Genomic DNA, 17,663 nt, shown 5'->3' with positions numbered 1-17,663 from the left:
CTCCTCCGCATAAGCCTGCCATGCCTTTCCCGGTGGCCCATCCGCGAATTAGCCGCCCGGCCCTCGCCTGAGGGCCGGGACCCGTTGCGCGCCCGCCACCGCTGACCCGCTGCCGGATCGCCGGCGGCCGGAGACCCGCCCCGATGAACGACACCGAAGCCCCCGCCCGAGCCCCAGGGGCACAATCTGGGACCCAAGACTACCGCGGCACCGTCTTCCTGCCGCAGACCGCCTTCCCCATGAAGGGCGACCTGCCGAAGCGGGAGCCGGACTGGCTGAAGCGCTGGGAAGGCCTCGGCCTCTGGTCCCGCCTGCGCCAGCAGTCGGAGGGCCGCCCGTCCTTCATCCTGCATGATGGCCCTCCTTACGCGAACGGCCCGCTGCATATCGGCCACGCGCTGAATAAGATCCTGAAGGACGTCATCAACCGCGCCGCCCAGATGTCCGGCCACGACGCCGACTACATCCCTGGCTGGGACTGCCATGGCCTGCCGATCGAATGGAAGGTCGAGGAGGAATATCGCGACCCCAAGGGCAAGTACCAGGGCGGCCGCAAGAAGGACGACGTGCCGGTCCTCGAATTCCGCGCCGAGTGCCGCGCCTATGCCGCGCGCTGGCTGGATGTGCAGCGGGAGGAGTTCAAGCGCCTCGGCGTCGCCGGCGACTGGGCCGGGCGCTATGCGACGATGGACTTCCCCTCGGAAGCCACCATCGTCGGCGAGATCGGCAAATTCCTGATGAACGGCTCGCTCTATCGCGGGCTGCGCCCGGTGATGTGGAGCCCGGTCGAGAAGACGGCGCTGGCCGAGGCGGAGATCGAGTATCACGACCATGTCTCGCCGACGCTCTGGGCGCGCTTCCGCGTGGTCAAGGCCGCGGCCGAGGATCTGGCCGGCGCCAGCGTCGTCATCTGGACGACGACGCCCTGGACCATTCCCGGCAACCGCGCCGTCGCCTATGGGGCGGAGATCGACTACGCGCTGGTGCATGTCGCGGGCGTCGCCGAGGGCAGCTACCTCGTCCCCGGCGAGCGGCTGCTGGTCGCGCTGCCGCTGCTGCCGCAATTCGAGAAGGATGCGAAGCTCGGCGCCCATACGGTGGTGCGCATCCTCAAGGGCGAGGAGCTGAAGGGCGCCGTCACCGCGCATCCGCTGCGCGGCGCCGGCTACGACTTCGACGTGCCGCTGCTGGCCGGCGATTTCGTCACCACCGAGGCGGGCACCGGCTTCGTCCATATCGCGCCCAGCCATGGCGAGGACGACTTCAACCTCGGCCGGGAATACGGGCTGCCGGTGCCGGAGACGGTGAATGACGACGGCACCTTCACCCTGCAGGCGCCGGGCTTCACCGGCCTGCATGTCTTCAAGGCGCATGATGCCGTCTATGCCGCCTGCGAGGCGGCCGGCACGCTGGTCGCCAAGGGCAAGCTGACGCACAGCTACCCGCATAGCTGGCGCTCGAAGAAGCCGGTGATCTTCCGGGCGACGCCGCAATGGTTCATCGCCATGGACGATGCCAATGCGATCCGCGAGAAGGCGCTGGCGGCGATCGACGCCACGCAATTCGTCCCCGACCAGGGCCGCAACCGCATCGGCAGCATGGTCGCGGCGCGGCCGGACTGGTGCATCAGCCGCCAGCGGGCCTGGGGCGTGCCCATCGCCGTCTTCGTCGACCGCAGCACTGGCCAGCCGCTGCGCGACACAGCAGTGATGGACCGCATCGTGGACGCCTTCCGCACCGAGGGCGCCGATGCCTGGTACCAGCCGGGCGCCGCCGCCCGCTTCCTCGGCGAGGGGCGCGACCCGGCGGACTACGAGCAGGTCATGGACATCGTCGATGTGTGGTTCGAGAGCGGCTCGACCCATGCCTTCGTGCTGCGCGACCGCGGCATGCCCTTCCCGGCCGATCTCTACCTCGAGGGCTCCGACCAGCATCGCGGCTGGTTCCACTCCTCGCTGCTGGAGAGCGTCGGCACCAATGGCGTCGCCCCGTTCAAGGCGGTGCTGACGCATGGCTTCGTGCTCGACGAATCCGGGCGGAAGATGTCGAAGTCGCTCGGCAACGTCACCGCCCCGCAGGAGGTGATGCAGCAATACGGCGCTGACATCCTGCGCCTCTGGGTGATGAACTCCGACACCGCCGAGGACCTCCGTATCGGCAAGGAGATCCTGAAGCAGCAGGCGGAGCTCTACCGGCGCCTGCGCAACACCCTGCGCTGGCTGCTCGGCAACCTCGCCGGCTTCGAGGAGGCCGAGCGCGTCCCCCATGCCGAGCTGCCGGAGCTGGAGCGCTGGGTGCTGCACCGGCTGACCGAGCTGGATGCGAAGCTCAGGAAGGCGGCGAAGGATTACGACTGGACCGGCGTCTATCCCGAGATCCATGCCTTCTGCTCGACCGACCTCTCGGCCTTCTACTTCGACATCCGCAAGGATAGCCTCTACTGCGATGCGGCCGACAGCCACCGGCGGCGCAGCGCGCGGACGGTGCTCGATGTGCTGCACCGCTGCCTCTGCGCCTGGCTGGCGCCGGTGCTGGTCTTCACCGCGGAGGAGGCTTGGCTCGCCCGCTTCCCCGACGAGAAGGACAGCATCCATCTGCATGAATTCCCGGCCCTGCCGGGCGAGTGGCGGGACGAGGCGCTGGCCGAGCGCTGGGCCGCGCTGCGCGCCCGCCGCGCCGAGGCGACCGGGCTGCTGGAGGAGCTGCGGCGCTCCGGCGAGATCGGCTCCTCCCTGCAGGCGAGCGTCGCGGTGCCGGAAGCGGCCGGCTTCGATGCCGGCTTCTGGGAGGAAATCCTGATCGTCTCCCGTGCCGAGCTGGTGCCGGCCGAGGGCTTCACCGCCACCAAGGCCCCCGGCGCCAAATGCGACCGCTGCTGGCGCGTGCTGGAGGAGGTCGGCCAATCCGCCGCCCACCCCACCCTCTGCCGCCGCTGCGAGGCCGTGGTGGCGGGCCAGTGATGCGCCTCGGCCTCGCCATGGCGGCGCTGCTGCTGGCCGCCGACCAGCTGAGCAAGTGGTGGGTGCTGGAGGTGCTGGACCTCCCCGCCCGCCGCAGCCTGCCACTGGTCGAAGCGGGGCCGCTCGGCCTCGACCTCACCATGGTCTGGAACCGCGGCGTCACCTTCGGCCTGCTCTCGGGCGATGGGCCGCTGAACCATGTGATTCTCGCCGTGCTCGCCGCCGCCATCGCCGCCTTCCTGCTGCGCTGGCTGGCCCGGGCCGAGACCCGGCCGGTCGCCGCCGCCCTCGGCGCCGTCATCGGCGGGGCGATCGGCAATGTCATCGACCGGCTCCGCTTCGGGGCGGTGGTTGATTTCATCGATGCCCATGGCTGGGGCTGGCATTGGTACGTCTTCAACATCGCCGATGCCGGAATCGTCTGCGGGGTCGGCCTGCTCCTCGCAGACGCCTTGTTCCGGCGCCCACCCGCGAGTAGAGAAGCCGCATGAGGAACCGCCGCCTGCCGGGCCCCATCCTGGCCCTGTCCGCCCTGCTGCTCGCCACCCTGACGGGCTGCGGCGGCGATACCGCGCGGACCTTCGGCTTTACCCGGGACGCGCCGGACGAGTTCCAGGTCACCACCCGGGCGCCGCTCTCCATGCCCCCCTCGCTGGGCGGGGAGCTGCCGGTGCCGCGGCCCGGCGCCGACCGGCCGCAGGAAGTCTCGACCCGCCAGGCCGCCGAAGCAGCGCTGGTGCCGGGCGCGGTGCTGAACAGCGGCCCCGCCGCCGGCCCGCGCAGCCAGGCCGAATCGGCGCTGCTCACCCAGGCCGGCCGGCCGGTCGGCAACGACATCCGCCGCCGGGTCGATGAGGAAAGCCTGAAGCTCGACCAGCCCGACCGCAGCCTGGTGGACCGGCTGATCTTCTGGCGCGGGCCGGAGCCCTCGGGCACCGCCCTCGACCCCCGGCGTGAAGCCCAGCGGCTGCGGGAGAATGCGGCACTCGGCCGCGACGTGACCGAGGGCGAGACGCCCATCATCCAGCGCAGCCGCAGCCGCAACCCGGTCACCGCGCTGTTCGAGAGCATTTTCTGACCTGACCTAGGCCCCCCCGCAAAGCCGCGCAGCGGCTGTGTGGGGATGTCAGAAACTGCTCCGCAGCCGCAGCGCCAGGACCGGGATCGGCCCCCGGTCGGCATTGTAGGCGGGGTTGAGGTTCAGCTGGGCATCCGCCGTCAGCACCGTCCCCGCCGCCATCCCCCAGGCGTAATAGCCCTCCAGCGCGACCTCCGGCCGGTAGCGCAGCCTGCCATCGCCGATGATGAAGCCGGCACCACCGGCCGCCACGAAGCGCCGGTGCCCGTCCGACAGGCCGGCGACATTCCCGGCCAGCCCGACCGCATCCGCCGGCTGGCCCCAGCGCGCCCCGCCGATCACCAGCCCGGCCGAGGCGGCCCAGTCCATCTCGGTATACATCCATTGCTGGGTGCGGCCGTCATTCCAGGACAGGCGGGCGAAGGCGCCCAGCGCCTCGGCCAGCTCCTGCTCGCCGTTCAGGACCAGCATCGCCTTGCCGATGCCGCGGCCGCGCGGGCCACTCTCGGTCTGGGTGATGTCGCCGCCGAGCAGCGTCGCATAGCTTTGGGACCGCGTCTGCGACCAGCCGCCCAGCAGCCGCACTGCCCCCGGCCGCCCGCTCCAGTCGAAGAAACGGTCGGCCTGGAGCAGGATCTGGTGCCCGCGCAGCGGCTTCGGGTCGAGCGAGAGGGTGTTGATCCGCTTCGCCACCTGCATCGCCCCGGCGCGCACCGCCCAGCACCCATCCTCCCATTCCACCGCGATGCCGTTGGTATAGCCCTTGGCGTCGTTGGCGAAATCGAAGGCGCCGGCGGAGACGAAGGCCCAGTTCAGGAATTGCGTGCGCGGATCATGGGCGTAGCGATTGTCGTCGAAGATGTCGAAGACCGCGATCTTGCCGGCGGTGATGGTCACCCTCTCCCGCGGCAGCGGCCCCGCGAAGCGGTAGGGGTCATCATCGCCCGCCACCGTCTCGCCGGACAAGGCGATGGTCTGCCGCAGGAAGGCCCGGGTCATATAGGTCGCCGGCCCTTCGGAGCCGGTGCGGAAGGCCTCGCCATTCGGGAAGGCCGCGGCGCCGCGGGTGCCCGAAAGGCCGAAGCCGCGGGATATCTGCGGGTCGATGATAAACTCCGCCCCACTCCACAACCGCCGGCCTACCACCAGATCAGCGGAAAGCGTGTTCCGCTGCATCGCCTTGGCCTGCATGCTGTTCTCGCCCCGATAAGGCGAGGGGAAGCCGGGATGGCCCTGTTCGACGAAGGTGGCTTGGCCGCGCAGCAGCCAGCCCTCCGCCGCCAGCGCCTCCTGCCAGGCCACCAGCCTGGGAAGGAGGGGCTCGGCGCGGGCCGGCAGGGCAAGCAGCAGCCCCGCCAGGGCAAGGATGCATGAAGACCTGCTCATATGCAGAGATGACAAGGATTTTTCTATATTTTTCAGCCACATAGCCGCTCATGATGGAAAATCCCACGGGCCGCAAGCGGCGCTGGCGCAGTGCAGCCAGCGTCCCCACATCGGAGAGATGCCCAGCGTGACCCGCCGAACCGCCCTCCGCTCCGCCGCCGCCCTGCCGGTCGCGGCCGCCGCTCCAACTGCCCTGGCCCAATCCCCCTTGGCCCAGCCCGCGCTCGTCCCCACCGCCCCGCCGACCGAGAAACTGGCCGACCGGCCGCTGTTTGGCGCGACGAGTTGGACGCTGCCGAATGGGCTGCGGGTGGTGCTGGCGGAAAGCCGGCGCGTGCCGGTGGTCTCCCACTACCTGTTCTATGGCGCCGGCGCCGGGGAGGATCCGGCGGGGAAATCCGGCCTCGCCCATTTCCTCGAGCACATGATGTTCAAGGGCAGCCGCAACGTCGCCCCCGGCGCCCTGTCGCTGGCCGTGGCGCGGGAAGGTGGGCAGGACAATGCCTTCACCTCGCGCGACGTCACCGCCTATCACCAGACCGTCGAGGCCTCCCGCCTGCCGCTGGTCATGCGGATGGAGGCGGACCGCTTCGCCGGCCCCCTGCTGCCCGGGGCGACGGTGGAGCCGGAGCGGGCGGTGATCCTGGAGGAGCGCGGCTCCCGCATCGGCAGCAATCCGCGCGGCCGCTTCTGGGAAGCCTTCGAGGCGGCGATGTGGGGCCCGCAGCACTGGCGCGGCCGGCCGCTGATCGGCTGGGAGGAGGAGATCCGCGCCATCAGCCGCGACGACCTCCATGAATTCTACGCCGCCCGCTACGCCCCCGTCAATGCCACGCTGGTCGTCACCGGCGATGCGCGGGAGGCGGAGGTGCGCGCCCTGGCCGAGGAATTCTACGGCGCCGTCCCGGCCCGCCCCTTTGCCCGGCGCGACCGCGCCGCGCCGCCCGCCGCCGCCGGGGAGCCGCGCTTCACCCAGACCGACCGGGCGGTGCGGGAGGCGAGCTTCCTCCGCGCTGCCATCGCCCCGAGCCTGACCTGGGGCGAAGCCCGGCATGCCTGGCCGCTGGAGGTTCTGGCGCATCTGATGGGCGGCGGCCCCGGCAGCCGGCTGCATGCGGCGCTGGTCGAGACCGGCCTCGCCACCGGCGCCAGCGCCTCCTACGACTCGGAGACGGTGGGGGCCGGCACCTTCACCCTCTCGGCCACCGCCCGGCAGGGCGTCGCACCGGAGCGGCTGGAGGCGGCGGTCGATGCTGCCATCGCCGCCCTGCTGCAGGACGGGCCGAGCGAGGCGGAGACCATCCGCTCCATCCGCCAGCTCACCGCCGGCGCCGTGCTGTCGCTGGACGGGATCGGCAGCGCGCCGCGCATCCTGGGCGGCGTGCTGGCCATCGGCCTGCCGCTGGAGATGGCGGAATTCTGGCCGCGCTACCTGCGCGAGGTGACGCAGCCCCAGGTCGCGGAGGCGGCCCGGGCGGTGCTCGGCCAGCCGGTCGGCACCACGGGCTGGCTGCTGCCGGGGGCGCCGGCATGAGCGGGACCACCCCTGCCCCGGGCGAGGAGCACGGCTTCTCCCTGCCGATCCAGGTCGTCGAGGCCGAGGGCATCACCGCCTGGCTGGTCGAGGACCAATCGGTCCCGGTCGTCTCCTTCGCCTGGTCCTGGTCGGGCGGTGCCGCGCTCGACCCGACGGGGCAGGAAGGCGCCGCCGCCATGGCCGCCAACCTGCTGACCGAGGGCGCCGGATCGCTGCGTGCCAATGATTTCGCCGATGCGCTGCGCGATCAGGCGATCACCCTGAACTTCTCCGCCGACCGGGACAGTCTCGAAGGCGGGTTCCGCGCCCTCACCACCGCCCTGCCGGAGGCGGTGCGCCTCGCCCGGCTGGCGATGACCGAGCCGCGGCTCGATGAGGATGCGGTGGAGCGGGTGCGCGCCCGCTCGGTCGCCGCCGCCCGCCGCGCGCTGGAAACGCCGCGCGGCCAGGCGGGCCAGGCCTTCTGGGCCGCCGCCTTTCCCGGTCATTCGGCCGGCCGGCCGAGCGGCGGCACGCCGGACAGCCTCACTGGCCTGCCGGTGGAGGCGATTCGCGCCGCGCTCGGCCGCCAGCTCCGGCATGAGGGGCTGCTGGTCGCAGTGAGCGGCGCCATCTCGGCCGCCGATCTTCGCGCCCTGCTGCCCACCTTGTTTGCCGGGCTGCCGGCGGGGGCGCCACCTGCCCTGCCGCCGCTGCCGCCCTTCCGCGCCTTCGGCCAGCAGGTGCTGGCGGTGGCGACGCCGCAATCCTCTGTGGTCTTCGGGCAGGAGGGGCTGTCCGCCGCCGACCCCGATTGGGAGGCGGCGCAGGTGATGCTCCGCATCCTGGCCGGGGGCAGCTTCACCTCCCGCCTGATGCAATCGGTGCGGGAGGAGCGGGGTCTCGCCTATGGCATCGCCGCCGGCATCGACCTGCTCTTCGGCCATGGGATCGTCATCGGCAGCGTCGCGACCGAGAATGCCCGCGTCGCCGAGACGCTCTCGGTGACCCGGGCGGAATGGGCCCGCATGGCCGCCGGGGGCCCGACCGAGGCGGAGCTGGCCGATGCCGTCGCCTTTCTCACCGGCTCGATGCCACTGCAACTTTCCGACAGCCGGCGGGTCGCCGACACGCTGCTCTCGCTGCGGCAGAACAACCGGCCGAGGAATTGGCTGGCGGAACGGCCGGCCCGGCTGCGGGCGCTGACCCGGGAGAGGCTGGCGGCGGTGGCGGCGCGGGTGCTGGCGCCGGACGCGCTTTCGGTCATCATCGCCGGACAGCCGGCCGGGCTCTGACCCGGCGGCAAGCCCGGAGGAAGACATGGCAGAGGGTCTGGCGGCCGCCTGGGCGGCGGTGGAGGCACTGGCGCGGCAGCGGCGGCCGGATGGCAGCGCGGCCGGCTCCATCCGGCCCCTCTTCGCCGCCGATCCCGACCGCTTCCGCCGCTTCTCCCATGCCGCCGATGGGTTGCTGCTCGACCTCTCGAAGACGTCGCTGACCGATGCGGTGCGGGCGGCGCTGCTCGACCTGGCCCGCGCTGCCGAGCTGCCGGCGCGGCGGGACGCCATGGCGCGGGGCGAGGCGGTGAATGTCACCGAGCGCCGCGCCGCGCTGCATATGGCATTGCGCGGCACCAATGGCTTCCGCGCCGGCGAGGAGGACGCCTCGGCCGAGGTGGCGGGGGTGCTGGCGCGCATGCGCGACTTCACCCTGGCCGTCACCGAGGGCCGGCTGCGCGGGGCGACTGGGGAGCGCTTCACCGATGTGCTGAATATCGGTATCGGCGGCTCCGATCTCGGCCCAGCCATGGTCGCGCGGGCGCTCTGGACGCCCGGTGCGCCGCTGCGGCCGCATTACCTCGGCAATGTCGATGCCCATGCCTGGGAGGAGATCCAGCCCCGGCTCGACCCGCGGCGGACGCTGGTGCTGGTGGCGAGCAAGACCTTCACCACCCAGGAGACCATGACCAATGCCGCGCTGGTCCGCGCCTGGCTGGCCGAGGGGGTGGGCGAGGCGGCGGTCGGCACCCACCTCGCCGCGCTCTCGACCAACCTCAAGGCGACCGAGGCTTTCGGCATCGCCGCGGACCGGGTCTTCCCTTTCCGTGACTGGGTGGGCGGGCGCTTCTCCCTCTGGTCGGCGATCGGCCTCTCCCTCGCCCTCTCGCTCGGCTGGCAGTCCTTCGAGCGGCTGCTCGCCGGCGCCCGGGCGATGGATGCGCATTTCCTGGCGGCGCCGCTCGAGGCCAATCTTCCGGTGCTGCTGGCCCTGACCGAGATCTGGCACGTCAACGGCCTCGGCTGCGCGACGCGGGCGGTGCTGCCCTATGACGAACGCCTCGCCCGCCTGCCGGCGCACCTCCAGCAGCTGGAGATGGAGAGCCTCGGCAAGCGGGTGACGCTGGACGGCGCGCCGGTCGCGCATGATACGGGGCCGGTGGTCTTCGGCGAGCCGGGGACCAATGCCCAGCACAGCTTCATGCAGCTGGTCCACCAGGGCACGCGGCCGGTGCCGGCCGATATCATCCTGGTGAAGCGCCCCGACCACGCCCATGCCGACAGCCACCGCAAGCTGCTCGCCAATGGCCTCGCCCAGGCGGCGGCGCTGATGCGCGGCAAGACCGAAGCCGAGGTGCGGGCCGAGATGGCGGCCTCTGGCACTGCACCGGCCGAGATCGAGCGGCTGCTGCCGCATCGCGTCTTCCCCGGCGACCGGCCGACCGTGACCCTGCTGCTGCCCCATCTCGACGCCTTCACCCTGGGGCAGGTGGTCGCGCTCTATGAGCACAAGGTGGCCTCGCTCGGCATCCTCTGGGGCATCAATGCCTTCGACCAATGGGGGGTGGAGCTGGGCAAGCAGCTCACCGGGCCGATCCTGAAGGCGCTGGAGGGCGGTCCGGCGGAGGGCCAGGACGCCTCGACCCTCGGCCTGCTGGCCGCATTGCGGGCGGGCTGAGCATGCGCATCGCTGTCATCGCCGATATCCATGGCAATCTCCGCGCGCTGGAGGCGGTGCTGGCCGACCTGCCGCGGCGCGGCGTCGATCTCGTGGTCAATCTCGGGGATTGCCTCTCCGGCCCGCTGCAGCCGGCGGAGGTTGCCGACCGGCTGATGGCGCTCGGCTGGCCGACCGTGCGCGGCAACCATGACCGGCAGCTGCTCGACCGGCCGGTCGAGGCGATGATCCCCTCCGATGCCTTCAGCGCGGTGCGGCTCCATGCCGCGCATCGGGACTGGCTGGCCGGGCTGCCGCCGGTGCTGCACCCGGCCGAGGGGGTGCTCGCCTGCCATGGCACCCCCACGGACGACCTGACCTATGCGCTGGAGGTGGTGGCCGGCCCGCACCATCTGCGCCCGGCGACGGCGGCGGAGGCCGCGGCGCGGATCGGGCCGACGCCAGGGGCGGGCCTCATCCTCTGCGGCCATTCCCATCTGGCGCGGATGGCCCGCCTGCCGGATGGGCGGCTGGTGGTGAACCCTGGCAGCGTCGGCCAGCCCGGCTACTGGGATACCGCGCCGCATCCGCATGTCGTCTTCGCCGGCACGCCGCATGCGCGCTATGCCGTTATGGAACGCGGCCCGGCGGGCTGGAGCGCCGAATTCCTCGCCCTGCCCTATGACTGGGATGCCGCCGCCGCGGAGGCCCTGGCGGCAGGTCGGGCGGATTGGGCCCGGGCGCTGGCGACCGGGCAGCTGGACTACCCCTGACCATGCCCATCCGCCTCCTTCCCGAGACCACTGCCAACCGCATCGCCGCCGGCGAGGTGGTGGAGCGGCCGGCCGCGGTGGTGAAGGAGCTGGTGGAGAACGCCCTCGATGCCGGGGCGCGGCGCATCGCCGTGACGCTGGAAGGCGGCGGGATCGAGCGGGTGGTGGTCGAGGATGACGGCGCCGGCATGGGGCCGGAGGATCTCGGCCTCGCCGTCGAACGCCACGCCACCTCCAAGCTGCCGGAGGAGGCGATGCTGTTCCGCATCGCCACCCTCGGCTTCCGCGGCGAGGCGCTGCCCTCGATCGGCGCCGTCGCGCGGCTCTCTATCACCAGCCGGCCGGGGGGCGGGGATGCGCATGCCCTGACGGTCGAAGGCGGGCGGAAGGGCGCGGTGGTGCCGGCCTCCGGCGCGCCCGGCACGCGGATCGAGGTGCGGGACCTGTTCTACGCCGTCCCCGCCCGCCGCAAATTTCTGAAATCCCCCCGCACCGAGGCCGACCAGGCGGTGGAGGCGGTGCGCCGCTTGGCGCTCGCCTGGCCGGAGGTCGGCTTCCGGGTGACGCAGGATGGGCGGGAAGTGCTGGCCCTTGCCCCCGCCGAACGGGATGCGCGGATCGCCGATCTGCTCGGCCCGGATTTCGCCGCGGCCAGCCTGCCGGTGGTCGGCGAGGGCGCCGGGCTCGCCCTGTCCGGCCTCGCCGCCCAGCCGGCCTATACGCGGGCGACGGGGATGGAACAGCATCTGGTCGTGAACCGCCGCCCGGTGCGGGACCAGATGATGCGGACGGCGCTGCGCGTCGCCTATCGCGACCTGGTCGCGGCGGGGCGGCATCCGGTGGCGGCGCTCTTCCTCGACCTGCCGCCCGAGGCGGTGGATGTGAACGTCCATCCGATGAAGACCGAGCTGCGCTTCCGCGAGGAGGCGGCGGTGCGCGGCCTGCTGATCGGCGCGCTGCGGCGCTCGCTCTCGGCCGGCGCGGGCGTCGCGGCACCGGCCCCGGCGCTGACCGCCTATGCGCCGCGCACCGGCTGGTCGGGTGGCTGGCGACGGCCGGAGCCGGCGCCGCTGCCGGACCGGATCGGCCTGGCCGAGATGCAGCTCGCCCTCACGCCAGCCGCCGCGCCGCCGCCCGTACCGGCCCCCAGCCTGCCGCTCGGCTTCGCCCCGCCGCGCCCGCCCGCCCCGGCGCCGGAGCCGGCGCCCGCCGAACACCCGCTCGGCCGGGCGCTCGCCCAGCTGATGGAGACTTATATCCTCGCCGAGGCGCCGGATGGGGCGCTGGTCCTGGTGGACCAGCACGCGGCGCATGAACGCCTGACGCATGAGGCGCTGCGGGCCCAGCTGGTCGAGGGCGGGGTGCGCGCCCAGCCCCTGCTGCTGCCCGCGGTGATCGACCTGCCGCCGGCCGATGCCGCCCGGCTGCTGGGCTTTGCCGAGGACCTCGCACGGCTCGGCCTCGAGGTCGAGGGCTTCGGCCCCGGCGCGGTGCTGGTGCGCGCCCTGCCGGCGCTGCTCGGCGCCGCCGATCCCGGCCCGCTGCTGCGCGACCTGGCCGAGGAGCTGGCCGCCTATGACGAGGCGACGGCGCTCGACCGCAAGCTGGATGCCGCCGTGGCACGGCTGGCCTGCCATGGCTCGGTCCGCGCCGGGCGGCGCCTCACCCCGCCCGAGATGGATGCCCTGCTGCGGCAGATGGAGGCGACGCCGCGCGCCGCCACCTGCTCGCATGGCCGCCCGACCTTCCTCCGCCTCGGCGCCGCCGAATTGGAGAAGCTGTTCGGCCGGCGCTGACATTTTCGTTCCACCTTAGGCGACCGGAAAGCTTGAGCGGGAACGGCATCCATGGGACAGCATCGGGTGATGCCGCCCCACCGCGACACCATTGCCCCCCGAGACCCGGCCCGGCTGCGCAGCCTGCTCGCCTGGTCGCCCAGCCCGGTGGTCCGCGCCTCGCTCGGCCTGCATGCCGGCGGCCTTCTCGCACTCGCGGCCGAACCCGCTGCCTGGCCGGAGGTGCTGGGGCTGCTGGCGGCGAATCATGCCGGCCTCGCCGGCTGCATGCATCCGCGCTGCGGCCTGCTTGGGCCGAACCTCACCCGCCTGCCGGGGGCGCCGCCGCGCGTGGCGCTGACCTTCGATGACGGGCCCGACCCCGAGGTGACGCCGCGCGTGCTCGACCTGCTGGATGCGGCGGGCGCCCGGGCCAGCTTCTTCGTCCTCGGCGAGGCGGCGGCGCGGCAGGGCCCGCTGCTGCGGGAGATGCTGCGGCGCGGCCATGGCATCGAGAACCACACCCATCGCCACCCGCTCGGCTTCGCCACCTGGGGGCCCGGCGCCATGCTGGCCGAGATCGAGACGGCGCAGCGCGCCATCGCCGATGCCTGCGGCCAGGCGCCGCGCCTGTTCCGCCCGCCGGCCGGGCTGCGCAGCCCGCTGCTGGACCCGGTGCTGGCCCTCGCGAGCCTCTCCCTCGTCTCCTGGACGCGGCGCGGCTACGACACCGTCTCCTCCCGGCCGGAACGGGTGCTGGCCCGGCTGCTGCGCGGCCTGGCGCCCGGCGATGTGCTGCTGCTGCATGACGGCCGGCTCGGCCGGCGGCAGGGTCAGCCCTCGGTCGCGCTCGCCCTGCTGCCGCGGCTGCTGGCGGCGCTGGCCGCGGCCGGGCTCAGCGCGGCGTCGCTGGACGAGGCGCCCGTCGCCGATGCCACAGCAGCGCCGGCAGGCGCAGCAGCATCCCCAGGATCAGCCGCGTATGCATCCAGGTGAGCAGCAGGTTGTCCCGCCCGTAATGGAAGTGTGAGACGCCGCCCTCCTCCTTGGACAGGTAGCGGCAGGGCACCGGCAGGTTCACCACCGGCAGGCCGCGCCAGCAGAGCCGCACCGCTGCCTCCGGGTCGAAATCGAAGCGGCGCATCCAGGGGCGGCGCCCCATCACCGCGATCAGCGGCCCGATCGGATAGACACGGAAGCCGAAGAGGCAGTCGCCGATGCCGCCCCCCAGCGTCTCCAGCCCCGCCAGCCCGTTCGAGAGTCGCCGCCCCTGGACGCGGACCCGCGGCGCCTCCGGCCCGAAGATGGGCAGGCCCAGCACCAGCGCCTCCGGCGCCGCCTGGGAGGCCGCCATCATCGCGCCGATCCGGTCGGCCGGATGCTGGCCATCGGCATCCATCACCAACGCATGGGTGAAGCCCTGCCCCGCCGCCTCCCGCAGCCCGTGCAGCACGGCGGCGCCCTTGCCGGCATTGCGCGGCAGCACGATCACCCGGAGCCCCGGATCCTCCGCCGCCGCATCCCGCAGCAGCGCGTCGGTGCCATCCGTGCTGCCATCGACCACGACCCAGACCGGGGTCCAGGCGGCGCGCGCCGCCCGCACCGTCTCCAGCACCTGCCGGCCGGTATTGTAGCTCGGGATCAGGACGAGATGGGTCGGCGCCGCCATCAGGCGGGGCGGTCCTTCGGCAGCTCCTCGCGGAAATAGGCCTCCAGCCCGGTGACGAAGGCCTGCGGGTCCTCGCCCACCTCGAAGCGGCGGCCGAGCCGGATGCGATAGGTCAGCGGCAGCTGCGGTCGGCGGAACAGCGGCCAGCCCTTGCGCAGATAGGGGCTGTCCGCCTCGATCAGCAGGGTCTGCACCGGCGCGCCAGCGGCCCGCGCCATGACCGCGAAGCTGCGATGGAAGGCGTCGATCGGCGGCGCCGCGGTGCGCGAGCCCTCCGGGAAGATCAGCAGCTGCGCGCCGTCGCGGATTGCCCCGGCGGCACGACGGATCATCGGCAGCGGGGCATCGTTGCGGATATAGGCCGCGAGGCGGACGCTGCCGCCATAGAACAGGTTGTCCCAGAGCGCCGCCTTGGTGATGCAGACGACCCGCGGCAGGCGGGAGGTGACGAGGACCGCATCCAGCATGGTCGGATGGTTCGGCGCGATCACGATCGACCTCTCGTGCCACAGCCGGTCGAGCTCGGAGAAATCCACCCGCAGCACGCCGGTCAGGCGCATCACGCCGATGAACCAGCGGAAGCCGGCCATGATCATGAACTGGCCCAGCGCCTCGCCCGACCGCTTCGGCAGAAGCCGGTACAGGAGGGAGGCGGGAAGGCTCCAGAATAGACAACTGAGGCCAAAGAGCGTCAGGCAGAAGTAGAACGCAACGGGGTAATACAACGCCGCCAGCCAATCCAGGGGCGCGATACCCTCCGCGTCTTGCCGCAGGCTGGTCGGCCGCATCTTCCCATGTCTCCCCGTTCCGCTAGGCTAGTCCGCGACGATGCTTGAAGTCCAGGAGCCGGCCGGGGCGTGATGGTGAAACAGGGGTATGGGACTGCGATCCGGCCAGCGGCCGAACCTAGCATGGCGGGAGGCGGCGATCCGGCACCGCATCCAACCTTAACGGGATATTATCAGACCCCGCAGGAGCGGGATGGCTTCGTCCAGTCGCTCTTCGACGGCGCGGCCGGATCCTATGACCGGATCAACACCGCCTTCTCCTTCGGCTCCGGCGCCTGGTACCGGCGGCAGGCGCTGCGCCGGGCCGGGCTGCGGCCGGGGCAGCGCCTGCTGGATGTCGCGGTCGGCACCGGCCTCGTCGCCCGGGAGGCAGTGCGGATTCTCGGCCGGCGGGAGGCGGTGACCGGCCTCGACCTCAGCGAGGGCATGCTGGCCGAGGCGCGGCGGCGACTCGGCATCCCGCTGATCCGCGGCCGGGCCGAGGCGCTGCCGGTGGCCGATGCCAGCTTCGACATGCTCAGCATGGGCTATGCCCTGCGCCATGTGCCGGACCTGCTGCTGGCTTTCCAGGAATACCGCCGGGTGCTGCGCCCGGGCGGCGGGCTGCTGCTGCTGGAAATCGCCCGGCCGGAGGGGCGCCTCGCCCATGCCGCGGCGCGGCTCTATCTCGGCCGGCTGGTGCCGGGGCTGAGCCGGCTGCTCGGCGGCGAGCGGGCGGAGCGGATGATGCACTATTACTGGGACACGATCGAAGCCTGCGTCCCGCCGGCGGCGATCACCGGTGCCCTGGCCGCGGCGGGGTTCGAGGCGGTGGGCTGCGAGGTCCAGCTCGGCCTGTTCCGCGCCTATAGCGCGCGGCGCCCCAAATGAGGGCAGCCTTGGTCGAGGAGGTGGCCGGCCGCTATGCCGGCGCCTCGCGCTTCGCCCGCGGCTATGTCGGCGGCAAGCTGCGCGGCGACCCGGCCACCGCGGCGGTGCTCGCCCTGGCGGAGGCGCGGCCTTTCGGCCATGTCGCCGATATCGGCTGCGGCCGCGGCCAGCTCGGCCTCGCTCTGCTCGCGGCGGGGCTGGCGACGCGGCTCACCGGGCTCGACCGCGATGCCGCCAAGCTGGCCGAGGCGCGCGCCGCCGCCGTCGGCCTGCCGGCGGAATTCTGGGCGGCCGACCTCGCCGCGGCGGAGGTGCCGGATTGCGACACCGCCCTCGTCATCGATGTGCTCTACCAGCTCCCGCCCCCGGCCCAGGCGCGGCTGCTGGCGGAGCTCGCCGCCCGGGCCCGGCAGCGGGTCGTGATCCGCGCCTTCGACCCCGACCAGGGCTGGCGTAGCGCCATCGGCCTGGCGATGGAGCGGGCCGGCCGGGCGGTGCGGCGCGACCGCAACGCCATCGCGCCGCTACCCCTGGCCCGGCTGGCGGCACCCTTCGAGGCGGCGGGCTTCACGATCTCCATCGCCCCCTGCTGGGGCGGGCTGCCGCTGCCCAACATGCTGCTGGTGGCGGAACGGATATGAAGCGGCTCCTTCTCCTCCCCCTCATGCTCCCGGCTGCGGCGGCGGCGCAGCCGGGGACGCAGCAGCGGCCCTTGCTGGAAATGGGCGTCTTCGGCGGCGCGGCGCTGCTGCCGGATTATCCGGCGGCGGGGCAGTCGCATGTGCGGGGCCTCGTCCTGCCCTGGGTGATCTATCGCGGGGAGCTGCTGCGGAGCGACGATCGCGGCGTGCGCGGCCGGGTCTATCGCAACCGCGACCTGGAGCTGACGCTGAATTTCAACGGCGCGCTCGGCATCCATTCCCGCGACAACCGGGCGCGGGAGGGCATGCCCAATCTCGATTATTTGGGTGAGATCGGCCCCTCGCTCCGCTGGGTCGCCTGGCAGGACCCCGCCCGCCGGTCGCGCGTCACGCTGGAGGCGCCGCTGCGCGGGGTCTTCTCGACCGATTTCTCCTCGGTCCGGTTCCGCGGCTTCGTCGTCGCGCCGGAGGTCGCCTATGAGCGGGGCGACCTGCTGCGGCCCGGCGCACGGGCGCGGATCGGCATCGGCCCGGTCTTCGCCAGCGGCCGGCTGATGGACTACTTCTACCGCGTCGAGGGCCAGTATGCCCGCCCCGGCCGCCCCGCCTATGACGCGAGCGGTGGCTATCTCGGCTTGCGGATGCAGTTCTCCTACCGGGTTCCGGTGACCGAGCGGCTCTCGCTCACGGCCGGCGGCAGGCTCGAGAATTTCTCCGGCGCGACGAATGCCGGCAGCCCGCTCTTCAAGTCGGAGTTCAATGCCAGCCTGGTCGGCGGCGTCTCCTTCGCGCTCTATCGTTCGGCGGCGATGACGGCCTCCACCGCCGAAGCCTTCGATTGATGCAGACTGTGTCGCCGGCTTCCTTGCCACGGAAGCCAAGCCTCTGATATCGAGGCATGAAGGGTAACCAACCCTTGCAGCGCCAGCCTTGCAATGAACGTGCCCGAGGACAACACGGCCCAATGTCTGCCGGCCCCATGACGCCCACCACCGAACTGCCGGCCACGCGCTTGCTCCCCGAGGAGCTGGAGGTGGCGCGGCTGATCGTCTCCGCCCTCTCGCTCGAGGTCGCGCCGGAGGAGATCGAGCCCGAGGCGCCGCTGTTCAACGAAGGTCTGGGCCTCGATTCCATCGACGCGCTGGAAATGGCGTTGGCCATCTCCAAGGCGTACAACGTGAAGCTGCGTTCGGACGACGAACGCAATCACCGCATCTTCGCCTCGCTCCGCAGCCTCACCGCGCATATCGAAAAGAACCGGGCGCGGTGAGCC

General features: G+C 72.5%; 16 protein-coding genes. 13 read left to right on the top strand and 3 right to left on the bottom strand.

Going from position 1 to position 17,663, the window contains the following annotated elements; translation table 11 throughout:
• Nucleotides 1-143 precede the first annotated feature (143 nt).
• Genes ileS through JMJ55_RS17115 form a run of 3 tightly spaced genes read left to right on the top strand, consistent with a single transcriptional unit; the run spans nt 144 to nt 4,038 of the window.
• On the top strand, nt 144-2,960 hold the full coding sequence (ileS, locus tag JMJ55_RS17125; RefSeq protein WP_202826803.1) for an isoleucine--tRNA ligase: 2,817 nt from the start codon (nt 144-146) through the stop codon (nt 2,958-2,960).
• Entirely contained in the window at nt 2,960-3,451 is a 492-nt protein-coding gene (gene lspA / locus JMJ55_RS17120) for a signal peptidase II (RefSeq protein WP_202826802.1), read from the top strand. The genes ileS and lspA overlap by 1 nt, the downstream gene beginning before the upstream one ends.
• On the top strand, nt 3,448-4,038 hold the full coding sequence (locus JMJ55_RS17115; RefSeq protein WP_202826801.1) for a DUF3035 domain-containing protein: 591 nt from the start codon (nt 3,448-3,450) through the stop codon (nt 4,036-4,038). The genes lspA and JMJ55_RS17115 overlap by 4 nt, the downstream gene beginning before the upstream one ends.
• 48 nt (nt 4,039-4,086) lie before the next feature.
• On the opposite strand, the gene JMJ55_RS17110 is transcribed toward JMJ55_RS17115, so the two are convergent.
• Nucleotides 4,087-5,424: a carbohydrate porin gene (locus JMJ55_RS17110; protein WP_202826800.1), complete on the bottom strand. Its 1,338-nt coding sequence runs from the start codon at nt 5,422-5,424 to the stop codon at nt 4,087-4,089.
• Between the two features lie 118 nt (nt 5,425-5,542).
• Between JMJ55_RS17110 and JMJ55_RS17105 the strand changes: the two genes are divergently transcribed.
• The 6 genes from JMJ55_RS17105 to JMJ55_RS17080 are packed head-to-tail and all read left to right on the top strand — an operon-like array spanning nt 5,543 to nt 13,418.
• Entirely contained in the window at nt 5,543-6,958 is a 1,416-nt protein-coding gene (locus tag JMJ55_RS17105) for a M16 family metallopeptidase (protein WP_202826799.1), read from the top strand.
• The gene (locus JMJ55_RS17100) at nt 6,955-8,235 is read left to right on the top strand and encodes a M16 family metallopeptidase (protein WP_202826798.1); all 1,281 of its coding nucleotides are present in this window, start codon (nt 6,955-6,957) and stop codon (nt 8,233-8,235) included. The genes JMJ55_RS17105 and JMJ55_RS17100 overlap by 4 nt, the downstream gene beginning before the upstream one ends.
• A 25-nt stretch (nt 8,236-8,260) precedes the next feature.
• The gene (pgi, locus tag JMJ55_RS17095; protein ID WP_202826797.1) at nt 8,261-9,895 is read left to right on the top strand and encodes a glucose-6-phosphate isomerase; all 1,635 of its coding nucleotides are present in this window, start codon (nt 8,261-8,263) and stop codon (nt 9,893-9,895) included.
• A 2-nt stretch (nt 9,896-9,897) separates the two neighbouring features.
• The gene (locus tag JMJ55_RS17090; RefSeq protein ID WP_202826796.1) at nt 9,898-10,647 is read left to right on the top strand and encodes a metallophosphoesterase family protein; all 750 of its coding nucleotides are present in this window, start codon (nt 9,898-9,900) and stop codon (nt 10,645-10,647) included.
• Nucleotides 10,648-10,649: 2 nt separating this feature from the next.
• On the top strand, nt 10,650-12,443 hold the full coding sequence (gene mutL / locus JMJ55_RS17085) for a DNA mismatch repair endonuclease MutL (RefSeq protein ID WP_202826795.1): 1,794 nt from the start codon (nt 10,650-10,652) through the stop codon (nt 12,441-12,443).
• Between the two features lie 51 nt (nt 12,444-12,494).
• Nucleotides 12,495-13,418, top strand: a complete 924-nt coding sequence (locus JMJ55_RS17080) for a polysaccharide deacetylase family protein (protein WP_202826794.1) — start codon at nt 12,495-12,497, stop codon at nt 13,416-13,418.
• On the opposite strand, the gene JMJ55_RS17075 is transcribed toward JMJ55_RS17080, so the two are convergent.
• Together JMJ55_RS17075 and JMJ55_RS17070 are read right to left on the bottom strand one after the other, a co-directional pair.
• Nucleotides 13,318-14,091 carry a glycosyltransferase family 2 protein gene (locus tag JMJ55_RS17075; protein WP_202826793.1) on the bottom strand — a complete coding sequence of 258 codons (774 nt, stop codon included), beginning with the start codon at nt 14,089-14,091 and terminating at the stop codon, nt 13,318-13,320. The two genes, JMJ55_RS17080 and JMJ55_RS17075, sit on opposite strands and share 101 nt — an antisense overlap.
• On the bottom strand, nt 14,091-14,879 hold the full coding sequence (locus JMJ55_RS17070; protein ID WP_202826792.1) for a lysophospholipid acyltransferase family protein: 789 nt from the start codon (nt 14,877-14,879) through the stop codon (nt 14,091-14,093). The genes JMJ55_RS17075 and JMJ55_RS17070 overlap by 1 nt, the downstream gene beginning before the upstream one ends.
• A 123-nt stretch (nt 14,880-15,002) precedes the next feature.
• Between JMJ55_RS17070 and JMJ55_RS17065 the strand changes: the two genes are divergently transcribed.
• From JMJ55_RS17065 to JMJ55_RS17050, 4 genes are all read left to right on the top strand, one after another.
• Nucleotides 15,003-15,749, top strand: coding sequence for a class I SAM-dependent methyltransferase (locus JMJ55_RS17065; protein WP_236033791.1), 747 nt, complete (start codon nt 15,003-15,005; stop codon nt 15,747-15,749).
• Complete coding sequence (locus JMJ55_RS17060) at nt 15,746-16,390, top strand: methyltransferase domain-containing protein (protein ID WP_202826790.1); 645 nt, start codon at nt 15,746-15,748, stop codon at nt 16,388-16,390. The genes JMJ55_RS17065 and JMJ55_RS17060 overlap by 4 nt, the downstream gene beginning before the upstream one ends.
• Complete coding sequence (locus tag JMJ55_RS17055) at nt 16,387-17,232, top strand: MipA/OmpV family protein (protein ID WP_202826789.1); 846 nt, start codon at nt 16,387-16,389, stop codon at nt 17,230-17,232. The genes JMJ55_RS17060 and JMJ55_RS17055 overlap by 4 nt, the downstream gene beginning before the upstream one ends.
• A 137-nt stretch (nt 17,233-17,369) precedes the next feature.
• Nucleotides 17,370-17,660 carry a phosphopantetheine-binding protein gene (locus tag JMJ55_RS17050; protein ID WP_236033790.1) on the top strand — a complete coding sequence of 97 codons (291 nt, stop codon included), beginning with the start codon at nt 17,370-17,372 and terminating at the stop codon, nt 17,658-17,660.
• Nucleotides 17,661-17,663: the final 3 nt, after the last annotated feature.

Source organism: Belnapia mucosa, assembly GCF_016775475.1.
In the GTDB taxonomy this organism is placed as follows: domain Bacteria; phylum Pseudomonadota; class Alphaproteobacteria; order Acetobacterales; family Acetobacteraceae; genus Belnapia; species Belnapia mucosa.
This window is presented reverse-complemented; position numbering and strand designations above follow the sequence as displayed.

Excerpts from the sequence above, each read along its gene's own strand:
- JMJ55_RS17075 (WP_202826793.1), bottom strand. The coding sequence starts at position 14,091 with ATGGCGGCGCCGACCCATCTCGTCCTGATCCCGAGCTACAATACCGGC.
- JMJ55_RS17060 (WP_202826790.1), top strand. The coding sequence starts at position 15,746 with ATGAGGGCAGCCTTGGTCGAGGAGGTGGCCGGCCGCTATGCCGGCGCC.
- JMJ55_RS17050 (WP_236033790.1), top strand. The coding sequence starts at position 17,370 with ATGACGCCCACCACCGAACTGCCGGCCACGCGCTTGCTCCCCGAGGAG.
- lspA (WP_202826802.1), top strand. The coding sequence starts at position 2,960 with ATGCGCCTCGGCCTCGCCATGGCGGCGCTGCTGCTGGCCGCCGACCAG.
- JMJ55_RS17065 (WP_236033791.1), top strand. The coding sequence starts at position 15,003 with ATGGCGGGAGGCGGCGATCCGGCACCGCATCCAACCTTAACGGGATAT.
- JMJ55_RS17100 (WP_202826798.1), top strand. The coding sequence starts at position 6,955 with ATGAGCGGGACCACCCCTGCCCCGGGCGAGGAGCACGGCTTCTCCCTG.
- JMJ55_RS17070 (WP_202826792.1), bottom strand. The coding sequence starts at position 14,879 with ATGCGGCCGACCAGCCTGCGGCAAGACGCGGAGGGTATCGCGCCCCTG.
- mutL (WP_202826795.1), top strand. The coding sequence starts at position 10,650 with ATGCCCATCCGCCTCCTTCCCGAGACCACTGCCAACCGCATCGCCGCC.
- pgi (WP_202826797.1), top strand. The coding sequence starts at position 8,261 with ATGGCAGAGGGTCTGGCGGCCGCCTGGGCGGCGGTGGAGGCACTGGCG.
- ileS (WP_202826803.1), top strand. The coding sequence starts at position 144 with ATGAACGACACCGAAGCCCCCGCCCGAGCCCCAGGGGCACAATCTGGG.
- JMJ55_RS17105 (WP_202826799.1), top strand. The coding sequence starts at position 5,543 with ATGCCCAGCGTGACCCGCCGAACCGCCCTCCGCTCCGCCGCCGCCCTG.
- JMJ55_RS17055 (WP_202826789.1), top strand. The coding sequence starts at position 16,387 with ATGAAGCGGCTCCTTCTCCTCCCCCTCATGCTCCCGGCTGCGGCGGCG.
- JMJ55_RS17080 (WP_202826794.1), top strand. The coding sequence starts at position 12,495 with ATGGGACAGCATCGGGTGATGCCGCCCCACCGCGACACCATTGCCCCC.
- JMJ55_RS17115 (WP_202826801.1), top strand. The coding sequence starts at position 3,448 with ATGAGGAACCGCCGCCTGCCGGGCCCCATCCTGGCCCTGTCCGCCCTG.
- JMJ55_RS17090 (WP_202826796.1), top strand. The coding sequence starts at position 9,898 with ATGCGCATCGCTGTCATCGCCGATATCCATGGCAATCTCCGCGCGCTG.
- JMJ55_RS17110 (WP_202826800.1), bottom strand. The coding sequence starts at position 5,424 with ATGAGCAGGTCTTCATGCATCCTTGCCCTGGCGGGGCTGCTGCTTGCC.